This window comes from Pseudonocardia nigra (assembly GCF_019396355.1).
GTDB classification, from domain to species: domain Bacteria; phylum Actinomycetota; class Actinomycetes; order Mycobacteriales; family Pseudonocardiaceae; genus Pseudonocardia; species Pseudonocardia nigra.
The window spans coordinates 66,374-76,425 of record NZ_JAHKRK010000011.1 but is presented as its reverse complement, the minus strand read 5'-3'; the positions used below and the strand labels follow the sequence as shown (position 1 = coordinate 76,425).

Here is a 10,052-nt window from a genome sequence, read left to right as displayed (position 1 = left end):
GGGGCCGCGGCGCCCGCCGTGACCGCGGCGCCGCCCGCGCCCGTCGCGCAGCCGGTGGCGCCGGCCGAGCCGGAGCCGGAGGCCGAGACGCAGACGGAGACCGCGACGCAGGCGGAGGAGCTGGTCGCGGAGACCGAGCCCGAGCCGCCCACCCCGCCGACCGGTCTGCCCGAGGTGGAGCCCGAGCCGGCGCCGGCGCCCACGTCGGACATGACGGGCGGTGACACCCCGTGGCGTCGCGCGGCCCGGATGGCCGACGGCGGAGACGTCCTCGCGGAGGTGCCCGAGCCCGTCGGGTTCGCGCCGTTGCGGCTCGTGTCGTCGCCGGAGGTTCCGCACGCCGAGGCCGAGCGCAACGCGGACGTTCCAGCGGCCCCCGGACGGCTGGGCGCGCACCCCGTCGTCGAGATCCACGAGGCCGAGCGAGTGGCGCCGCAGGCGGACGAGCAGGTTCCGGCGCCGGTCGAGGCGGCGTCGGGTCGGGAGGCGGACCAGGGATCTGCTGCGCCGAACCCGGTTGCCGCCGAGAGCGTGCCGGCGCACCTCCCGGAGGGGCAGGGATACGCCGTCGCCGAGACCCGGGAGGACGACGCGATGGCTTCGCAGATCGCCGAGCAGGTTCCGGGTGTCCGGGAGCCGGATTCCGCCGGTCCGGAGCCGATGCACGCCCACAGCGACCCGGCCGAGCAGGTGGTTGTCGAGGCCGTGCCCGGTCCTCCGCCGGCGGAGCCGCACCCCGTCGTCGAGCCCCCGGCGTCCGAACCGCTGGTACCCCAGGCGGACGAGCAGGCGGTGGTGGACCCGCTGCCGGCGCCGGTGGCCGAGAACACGGTCGAGGAGCGCCCGGCGCCCGAGACCGCGTCCGATGATGTGCCGGTCGCGGCGGCCGCCGATGTCGACGAGCCCGCGGGCGAACCGGTCGTCGTCACCCGCCCCGAGGCCGCCGCACGGGTGTCCCGGCCGCGCCGGTCCCCGGACGAGCGGGCCGCCGAGCAGGCCGCTGCCGACCTCGCCCTGCTGCGCACGTTCGGCGTCGCCGGCTCGAGGATGCGTGAGGACGCCACCTCCGTCGTGGCGCTCGCCGCCGTGGCCCGCGGAACCGTCGAACCCGCGTCGGACGGCGCCGCCCAGCCGGTGCGGTTCCGCGCGGTCCGCCGGAACGGCGTGCCGGTCGCGCACGCCTCCGTGACGTTGCTCGACGACCGCGGGAGGGAGGCGGGGGAAGGCACCGCCGACGGCGAGGGTTGCGGCGAAGTGCTGGCTCCGGGGTCGGGCAGCTACGTGCTCGTGTCCACCGCCGCCGGCCATCAGCCCGGTGCCGTCGCGATCACGGTGGCGGGTGGGCCGGCCGACGCGGAGGTGCTGCTGGTGCGGTCGGCGTCGGTGTCGGGCGCCGTGTACGGCGAGGACGGACCCGTCATCGGTGCCCGCGTCACGCTGGTGCAGGACGGCGAGGTGATCGGCACCGCCGACACCGGCGCCGACGGCAAGTACCGCATCGAGGACCTCGGGTCGGGGGAGTACGACCTCGCGGTCGCCGCCCCGGAGTGCGAGCCCGTCGCGAGCGCGCTGGAGATCCCGGACGAGGCCGACCTGCACCACGACGTCGACCTCGTGCCCGCCGGGCTCCCCGCCATGGACCGCCGCGCCGACGACGACCTGCTGAGCGGACAGCGGTGACGGGCGAGCAGAGGCACGTCGAGGGCCGGTTGGCCGGCGCGCGCGACGTCGAGCTGTTCTGGCAGGGCCGGCTCCCGGCGGGCGAACCGGCAGGCGTGCTGCTCGTCTGCCACGGGCTCGGCGAGCACTCCGGCCGGTACGGCAACGTCGTCGACGCCCTCGCCCCGGCCGGATGGGCGGTCTACGGCGTCGACCACCGCGGACACGGCCGGTCGGGCGGGCGCCGTGCCCACCTGGACCGGTACGCGGACTGGCTCGACGACTTCGACGCCTTCCGCAGGCTCGTCGCCGCCCGGCATCCTGGCCTTCCGGTGTTCCTGCTCGGCCACAGCATGGGCGGACAGATCGCCCTCGCCTACGCCCTCGACCACCAGGACGACCTGCGCGGCCTCGCGCTGTCGGCCCCCGCCCTGGCCAGCAACGCCGTCCCGAAGGCCACGGTGCCGGTGCTGCGCGGGCTTGCGAAGCTGGCGCCGACCCTGCGGCCTGCCGGCATCGACAGCACGAAGATCAGCAAGGACCCGGCCGTCGTGGCCGCGTACCGGTCCGACCCGCTGGTCCACCACGGGCACCCGACGCTGGGCCTGTCCGCTGCGTTGCTCGCCCAGTTCGACGTGCTGCCGGAACGGGCCCGCACACTCCGCCTGCCCGTCCTGGTGCAGCACGGCACCGCCGACGAGCTCACCGACCCCGCCGGCACCCGGCTGCTCGAGCAGACCGTCGGCTCCCCGGACCGGACCGTGCTCTGGTACGAGGGCCTCTGGCACGAGATCTACAACGAGCCGGAGCGCGAGCGCCCGCTGGCCGACCTGCGGGAGTGGCTCGCCGCGCACCGCTGAGCAGGCGGGGCGGTGATCACTACGAGAGCGCGATCGTCGTTGTTCCGACTGCGGGGGTGCGTATCTCGCGGGGTCGTGGTGGGGTGATCGCTACGAGCGTGCGATTTCCGTCGTTCCCGCCGCGCGCGTGCGCATCTCGCGGGGATCTTGCGGGCGGCGGGTCGGGGTGGGTGATCGCCGCGAGAGTTCGGTTGTTGTCGTTCCGGCTGCGGGCGTGCTGATCTCGCGGGGGGCGTGGTGGGGGATCGCTGCGAGGGCGCGGTTTCCGTCGTTCGGGCTGCGCTGGTGCGCATCTCGCGCGGGGATCTTGGCGGCGGGTCGGGTGGTGCGTCGGCGGGGCCGGTGATCGTCGCGAGAGCGCCGTTTTCGTTGCTGCGGGTGCGAGGGCCCGCATCTCGCGGGGATCTTGGGACTGGCCCCGCCGGTGATCGCCGCGAGGGTGCGGATTCCGTCGTTCCCGCCGCGCAAGTGCGCATCTCGTGGGGTTGTGGCGGGGTGATCGCTGCGAGTTTGCGGTTTCCGTCGTTCCCACCGCGCGAATGCGCATCTCGCGGGATCCCTGCGGGCGGGTCGGGGGGTGGTGCGTCGGCGGGGCCGGTGATCGTCGCGAGAGCGCCCTTGTCGTTGCTGCGAGTGCGAGGGCGCGCATCTCGCGGGGATCTTGGGACGGGCCTCGGCGGTGATCGCCGCGAGATTGCGGTTTCCGTCGTTCCCGCCGCACAAGTGCGCATCTCGTGGGGTTGTGGCGGGGTGATCGCTGTGAGTGCACGGTTTCCCTCGTTCCCGCCGCACGGATGCGCATCTCGCGGGATCTTGGCGTCGAGCGGAACCGATCGGCGCTGGGTCTCGTCCAAGCCGCCATGTCGATCGATCTGCGTCAGCCGTTCCTGGGTTCCCTCGCCGTGGCCACCGGATTGTTGACGCCCGGCGAACTGCGCGGGCCCCGGTTCCGCCGCCTGTTCACCGGCGTCTACGTGGCCGCCGACGTCGAGGTCACGTTCGCGCTCCGCTCCCGGGCGGCCCACCTCCTCGTCGCCGGGTGCGGGGTGCTCGGCGGCTACTCGGCGGCCGAACTGCTGGGGGCGTCGTGCGGGCCGTTCGAGGCGCCGGCCGAGGTGGTGGTGTCGGGCGGTCATCGGCCCCGTCAGGGCCTGGTCGTCCGCCGGGACGTGCTCGAGCCGGACGAGATCACCCTCGCCGGCGGGCTGCCGGTCACCACGGCACTGCGCACGGCGTTCGACCTCGCCCGTCGAGGTCCGCTGGTCGACGCGGTCGTGGCCGTCGACGCGCTGGCGTACAACGGGCGGTTCGACCCCGCGGATCTGGTTCCTTTCGCGGCCCGGCACCTCGGAGCACGGGGGAGCAGACGATTACCCGACGTCGTCCGCCTGGCGAGCCGGCTTGCGGCGTCGCCGATGGAGACGCGGATCCGGCTCGCCCTCCGGAACGGCGGCCTTCCGGCGCCGGTGCTGCAGCACCCGGTCGGTCCGTATCTGCTGGACCTCGCTTATCCGCACGCCCTGCTCGGCGTCGAACACAACGGGCGCGATCACCTCGACCCCGACCGCGCGCTGCGCGACCTGGAACGGGAGGCGTGCCTGGCCGCGGCAGGTTGGAAGATCCTCCGGTTCCGGGCCTTCGAGATCATGCGCAGGCCGTGGTCGCTCGCCGCGACCGTCGGCGCCGAGCTGGCCGCCCGCGCCGGGAGCGGAGCCGCCTGATCGCCACGACTGCGTCGTTGTGGTCGTCGGACCTACAGGAACACGCATCTCGCGCGGATCTTGAACGCCGGGCGAGGGGCCCGTCGGGTCATGGTCGGCTCGCCGGTTCCGCGATCGTCGCGAGTGCGCGGTCGCCGCTGTTGGGGCTGCAGGGACCTGCATCTCGCGGTGATCCGGGCTGCGGTGATCGCCGCGGGCGTGCGGTTTCCGCCGTTCCCCCGGCGGAGGTGCGGATCTCGCAGGGATCTCGGTTGGCGTGATCGCGGCGAGAGTGCAGTTGTTGTCGTTCTGCCTACGGAGATGCGGATCTCGCGGAGCTACTCCCGCGGGTCAGCGGGGAACCGGAACCGCGGGGTCCATGCCGAACGCCACGTGGTCGGCGATCACCGTCGCGACCGGGCGGCGGGGCAGGCGCAGGGCCCGCAGCTCGTCGGCCATCGGGTGGCCCGACCCGAGCACGAGCGCGCCGCCGCCGAGCCCGACCCGGATCCCGGACGCCCGCGCCCGCACGCGGCTCGTCAGCACGGTGTCCCCCTGCGGGGCCAGCGCGGTGAGGGTGGCGGGCAGCGTCAGGGGCAGCCGCAACGGCAGCGTGCGGAGGGCCGCGGTGAGCACGTGCCGGCCCGCGTCGTCGGCGAGATGGCAGGTGGCGTCGGGGCCCGCGATCGTCAGCTCCGCCCGGGCGAGCCACTTGGGCAGGCCCCACAGCGCCCGGCCGGCCTCCATCGTGAACGTCTGCGTCACCGGCAGCTGGTGGATGTACGGGCCGGTGCGGCCGCGGTGGCGGACCAGCAGCCCGACGCCCACCTCGTCGTAGTCGCCGAGGTCGTTGACCTTGTAGTCGACGAGGAGGAGGAACAGCGGCGTGCGCCCGGCCACCGACACCGGCTCCAGACCGGTGCCCGCGACGAGCCGGCGGGCGCGGTCGGTGTGCACGAGGTAGGTGGCGCAGGCCAGTGCGGCGTCGGTGATCCGCACCGGGAGGGTGATCCGCCTGCCCTGGATCTCCCAGCTGCCGTCGTCGAGGAGGGTGGCCACGGCGGTCAGAGCCGGGGGAGCGAGTGCAGCGCGTCGACGAGCGGCGCGAGCTCGGGGACGCCACACGCGGCGTCCAGCGCCTCCTTGAGCGTGCTGTCGTGCACCGGTCGGGCCCGTTCCAGCAGCTCCTTGCCGCCCTCGGTGAGGGTGCTGTAGATGCCGCGCCGGTCGTCGGGGCACAGGTAGCGGCTGAGCAGCCCCCGGTTCTCCAGCCGCGTGACGAGCCGTGTGGTGGCGCTGTGCGACAGCGCCGCTGCCCGTGAGAGCTGCTGCATGCGCATGTGCCAGCCGTCCTGGCGGTCCAGGGTGTCGAGCACCGTGTACTCGACGACGGACAGGTCGAACCCTGCTTGCAGCGCCTTCTCCAGCGCGTCCTCGAGCCGGCCGTGGAGCGCGGCGAGCGTGCGCCAGCCCTGGGCCCGCACCTCGACGGCGTCGTCCGAGATGGCCATCCCGCACCTCCTCCTGTGCCGGCCAGCATACCGGGTTGCCGCCGATAAGCAGCGCGTGCAACTGTTGTCGACGCGCGCTAACCGCGCACGCTTGCATCAGGAGGACCCCGTCATGCCGCTCGCTCTGCTGGCCCTCGCCATCAGCGCCTTCGCCATCGGCACCACCGAGTTCGTGATCACCGGTCTGCTGCCGGACATCGCGACCGACTTCGCCGTCGACATCCCCACCGCGGGCCTGCTCGTGTCGGGCTACGCACTCGGGGTGTTCGTCGGAGCACCCCTGCTCACCGCGGCCGCCACCCGGCTGCGCCGCAAGCCGGTGCTCCTCGGCCTGATGGCCCTGTTCATCGCCGGGAACCTCACCTCGGCGCTCGCGCCCGACTACGCGACGATGATGGGCGGGCGCATCGTCGCCTCGCTCTGCCACGGCGCGTTCTTCGGCGTGGGCTCCGTGGTCGCCGCCGGCCTTGTCGCCCCGCAGCGCCGCGCCGCCGCGATCGCGATGATGTTCACCGGCCTCACCCTGGCCAACGTGCTGGGCGTCCCGCTCGGGACGGTCATCGGGCAGACGCTCGGCTGGCGGGCCACGTTCTGGGTGGTCGCCGCGCTCGGCGTGGCGGGCGCGATCGGGATCCTCGCGCTCGTCCCCGACCGCCCGGCCGACCCGTCGGCGAACCTGCGCGCCGAGCTCGCCGCGTTCCGTCGTCCCCAGGTGTGGCTGGCCCTGGGGATGACCGCACTCGGTTTCGGCGGCGTGTTCGCGTCGTTCACCTACGTCGCCCCGATGATGACCGACGTCGCGGGCTACCCGGCGAGCGCGCTCACCTGGCTGATGCTCCTGTTCGGCGCCGGTCTCGTCGCGGGCAACCTCGCCGGCGCCCGCGCCGCCGACCGCGCCCTGATGCCGACGATCATCGTGCTGATCGCCGCGCTCGCGGTGGTGCTGGCCGCCTTCACGGTGACCGCCAGGACGCCGGTCGCCGCGGCGATCACGCTGGCCGCCGTGGGGTTCGTCGGGTTCGCCACCGCGCCCGGGCTGCAGACCCGCGTGCTGGACGCGGCCGGCAGCGCGGGCACGCTCGCCTCGGCGATGAACATCGGCGCCTTCAACCTCGGCAACGCGGTGGGCGCCTGGCTCGGCGGGGTCGCGATCAGCGCGGGCCTCGGATTCACCGCCCCCAACGCCGTCGGCGCCGGCATGGCGGTCGCCGGCCTGGTCGTCGCGCTCGTCGCCGTGGCGCTCGACCGGCGCCGCACCCCCGTCACGGTCTGACCAGGAGGATCACCATGTCCCGCACCGCGCTCGTCGTCGGCGCCCGCGGCGTCATCGGCGGCACGCTCGCCGAGCACCTCGCCGGACTCCCGGACTGGGAGGTGGTCGGGCTCTCCCGCCGGGGCGGCCCACCGGACGGCCCGGTCCGACACGTGGCGGCCGACCTGTTCGACCCCGCGTCGGTGCGCGCCGCGCTGCGCGCCCACCCCGGCGTCACGCACGTGTTCTACGCGGCCTACCAGGACCGTCCGACGTGGTCGGAGCTGGTCGAGCCGAACGTCACGATGCTGCGCACGGTGCTCGATGCCGCCGAGGCGGCCGCCCCCGACCTGCAGCACGTCAGCCTCATGCAGGGCTACAAGGTCTACGGCGCCCACCTCGGCCCGTTCTCGACGCCCGCGAAGGAGAGCGACCCGCCGCACATGCCGCCGGAGTTCAACGTCGACCAGCAGCACCTGGTGGAGGAACGCGCCGGCGCGCAGGGGTCGAGCTGGTCGGCGATCCGGCCGTCGGTGGTCGCCGGGTTCGGGCTGGGCAACCCGATGAACCTCGGCGTCGTCCTGGCCGTCTACGCGTCGATCAGCAAGGAGCTCGGCATCCCGCTGCGGTTCCCCGGCAAGCCCGGCGCGTACGACGCACTCCTGGAGCTCACCGACGCCGGCCTGCTCGCCGAGGCGACGGTCTGGGCAGCCACGGAGCCGCGCGCGGCCGGGCAGGCGTTCAACATCGCCAACGGCGACCTGTTCCGCTGGAACCGGATGTGGCCGGTGCTCGCCGGAGCGTTCGATCTCGAGGTGGCACCGCCGCTGCCGATGTCGCTGCAGGACCTGATGGCGGACAAGGAGCCGGTCTGGGACGCAATGGTCGCTCGGCACGGGCTCGCACCCACGCGCTACGCCGACGTGTCGTCGTGGGCGTTCGGCGACTTCGTCTTCTCCTGGGACTACGACATGTTCGCCGACACGTCCAAGGCGCGCCGCTACGGCTTCCACTCCTACGTCGACACGGAGGCCATGCTGCTGCGGCTGTTCGAGGACCTGCGCAAGCGCCGGATCATCCCCGGTTGAGGCGTGCTCCCGACGCATCCCGATGACAGCAAGGTGGCAATGCTGCCGTCCAATGACAGTATCGCCACCTTGCTGGCATTCCATTGACCGGCGGCGGCCGTCAGCGCAGGGCCGCCTCGATCGCCGCGGCGTGTCGCTTCAGCCACGCCCGCGTGCGCTCGTTGCGGGCCGCAGCCTCCGACGTCCAGTACGCCGCGAAGCCCGGCACGCCCCGCGCCGCGCCGTCGCGGACGATCCGGCACATCCAGTCGTGGTTGTGGCGCAGGGCGGAGACGAGGTCGGAGCGGCCGGCGTCGTCGAGCCCGTAAGCGTCGACGAGGATGCGCAACCGCCGCAGTGCCCGGCCGCGGCGGAGGTCGGCGACGTCGCCCGGGTCGCGCAGGGGAGCCCACAGCCGGGCGGCCGCGGCGATGTCCCACAGCCCCGATCCGGGGGCGGCGAGGTCGAAGTCGATCAGTGCGACGGCCCGTCCGTCGCGGAAGACGACGTTGTCGAGGTTCGGATCGTTGTGGGCGATCCCGCCGCCGTCGAACGGGGCGGGGACGGGGTGCGACCAGACGTGCGGGGTGGGGTCGAAGCCGGCGGCCGCCTCGTGGAACCGGCGCAGCAGCTCGCCCACGCTGCGCAGGGCTGCATCGGTGAGGCCCCACGCCGGCGCCGGCGCCGTGACGGCTTCGCCGGGTACGTAGCTGAGCACCTCGCGGCCCGTGTCATCGACGCCGAGCACCCGTGGCGCCCCGTCGAAGCCGACGTCCTCGAGGTGCAGGAGCAGGGCGTGCGTGGCGGCGCTGGTGGGGCGCAGCGGACGGCGGACGGTGTCGCCGACCCGGTGCACGCGGCCCCGGTTCGCGGTGCCGCCGAGCAGCGGAACCTCGGTCAGACCGCGCACCCGGTCATTCTGCTGCCTCGATCAGCGCCGTGGCCAGGGTGGAGTGGGTGACGAGGCTGTTCACCATCCCGCCCCGCACCGCGGCGAGCGCGGCCTGCACCTTGGCCGTGCCGTAGACGATCGCGATCACCTCGGGGACGGCGCGCATCTGCTCGGCGTTGATCCCGATCATGCGCTCGGCGAGGGCGGACGGGACCGGCTTCCCGTCGGCGTCGACGAGCACGCCGGAGATCTCGGCGCAGACGCCGCGGCCGGCGAGCTCGCGGCGCTCGGCCTCGCCGGTGGCGTCGTAGAGCGTGGACTGCTCAGGGCCCCATGCGCCGACGCCGGCGACGGCGCGCGTGACCGTCTGGATCCGGGCGAGCGCCTGCGCCACCTCGGGCTGGCGGCGCAGTGCCTGCGCGGTGGCGGCGTCGGGGACGGCCATCGGAGCGTAGAAGAAGTAGGCGGGGCCGCCGGCCACGCGGGCGACGTCGCGCACCACCTCGATCGAGCTGTCGTCGACCCCGGGTCGGGCGAGCGCGCCGGTGAGCTGGACGACCGGCACCGGGGCGAGCCGCTGCAGCGCCGTGGCCATGGCGCTGACCGAGCGGGCCCAGGACAGCCCGAGCACGTCGTCGGGGGTGACGACCTCGGTGAGCAGGTCGGCTGCCGCGGCCCCGACGTGTTCGCGCAGCGCCACCGGGTCCTCGTCGGGGGTGTCGGTGACGATGCAGTGCTGCAGGCCGAGGACGTTCATCAGCCGGTCGGACAGCTCGATGTCGATCACGCCGGGGTGCCCGATCTCGATGCGCACGAGGCCGCTGGCGCGGGCGTCGTCGAGCAGGCGGGCGACCTTGAACCGGCTCAGCCCGAGCTCCTCGCCGATCTCGATCTTCGACTTGCCGTCGAGGTAGTACCGCCGTGCGACGGACGCGGTGAGCACGAGCTGGGCGGGCCCGCGCGTGCCGCTGTTCGCCGTGACCATGCGGCCCCCTCCCGTTGCTCATCTGAGCGCATCAATGCCCATTCTTGCATGAGCCATTGACTCGGCAGACGCGCTGCTTCACCCTGATCGTGTGATCGGGGCCGCGCTCATCTGAGCAGCGCCAGG

At 73.9% G+C, this 10,052-nt stretch carries 9 protein-coding genes; 5 read left to right on the top strand and 4 right to left on the bottom strand.

The genetic code is table 11. The features are described from left to right. The 3 genes from KME75_RS05185 to KME75_RS44735 form a co-directional block, all read left to right on the top strand. The coding region (locus tag KME75_RS05185) for an MSCRAMM family protein (RefSeq protein ID WP_219413366.1) at window positions 1-1,680 on the top strand (1,680 nt) is incomplete at its 5' end. Beyond that, a complete protein-coding gene (locus tag KME75_RS05180; protein ID WP_219413365.1) occupies window positions 1,677-2,519 on the top strand; it encodes an alpha/beta hydrolase in 843 nt (280 codons plus the stop codon). The genes KME75_RS05185 and KME75_RS05180, both read left to right, overlap by 4 nt. Before the next feature lie 860 nt (window positions 2,520-3,379). Further along, a complete protein-coding gene (locus tag KME75_RS44735) occupies window positions 3,380-4,240 on the top strand; it encodes a DUF559 domain-containing protein (RefSeq protein WP_219413364.1) in 861 nt (286 codons plus the stop codon). Window positions 4,241-4,570: 330 nt separating this feature from the next. Here the strand turns inward: KME75_RS44735 and KME75_RS05170 are convergent, their stop codons facing one another. Both KME75_RS05170 and KME75_RS05165 read right to left on the bottom strand, forming a co-directional pair. Beyond that, window positions 4,571-5,278: an acetoacetate decarboxylase family protein gene (locus tag KME75_RS05170; RefSeq protein WP_219413363.1), complete on the bottom strand. Its 708-nt coding sequence runs from the start codon at window positions 5,276-5,278 to the stop codon at window positions 4,571-4,573. Window positions 5,279-5,283: 5 nt separating this feature from the next. Beyond that, a complete protein-coding gene (locus KME75_RS05165; protein WP_219413362.1) occupies window positions 5,284-5,730 on the bottom strand; it encodes a MarR family winged helix-turn-helix transcriptional regulator in 447 nt (148 codons plus the stop codon). A gap of 112 nt (window positions 5,731-5,842) precedes the next feature. Between KME75_RS05165 and KME75_RS05160 the strand changes: the two genes are divergently transcribed. Together KME75_RS05160 and KME75_RS05155 are read left to right on the top strand one after the other, a co-directional pair. Then, the gene (locus KME75_RS05160; protein WP_219413361.1) at window positions 5,843-7,003 is read left to right on the top strand and encodes an MFS transporter; all 1,161 of its coding nucleotides are present in this window, start codon (window positions 5,843-5,845) and stop codon (window positions 7,001-7,003) included. A gap of 14 nt (window positions 7,004-7,017) precedes the next feature. Continuing rightward, window positions 7,018-8,070, top strand: coding sequence for an SDR family oxidoreductase (locus KME75_RS05155; RefSeq protein WP_219413360.1), 1,053 nt, complete (start codon window positions 7,018-7,020; stop codon window positions 8,068-8,070). A 100-nt stretch (window positions 8,071-8,170) separates the two neighbouring features. Here the strand turns inward: KME75_RS05155 and KME75_RS05150 are convergent, their stop codons facing one another. Both KME75_RS05150 and KME75_RS05145 read right to left on the bottom strand, forming a co-directional pair. Next, window positions 8,171-8,959, bottom strand: a complete 789-nt coding sequence (locus KME75_RS05150; RefSeq protein ID WP_219413359.1) for a phosphotransferase — start codon at window positions 8,957-8,959, stop codon at window positions 8,171-8,173. Window positions 8,960-8,963: 4 nt separating this feature from the next. Then, window positions 8,964-9,926: a sugar-binding transcriptional regulator gene (locus KME75_RS05145; protein ID WP_219413358.1), complete on the bottom strand. Its 963-nt coding sequence runs from the start codon at window positions 9,924-9,926 to the stop codon at window positions 8,964-8,966. Window positions 9,927-10,052: the final 126 nt, after the last annotated feature.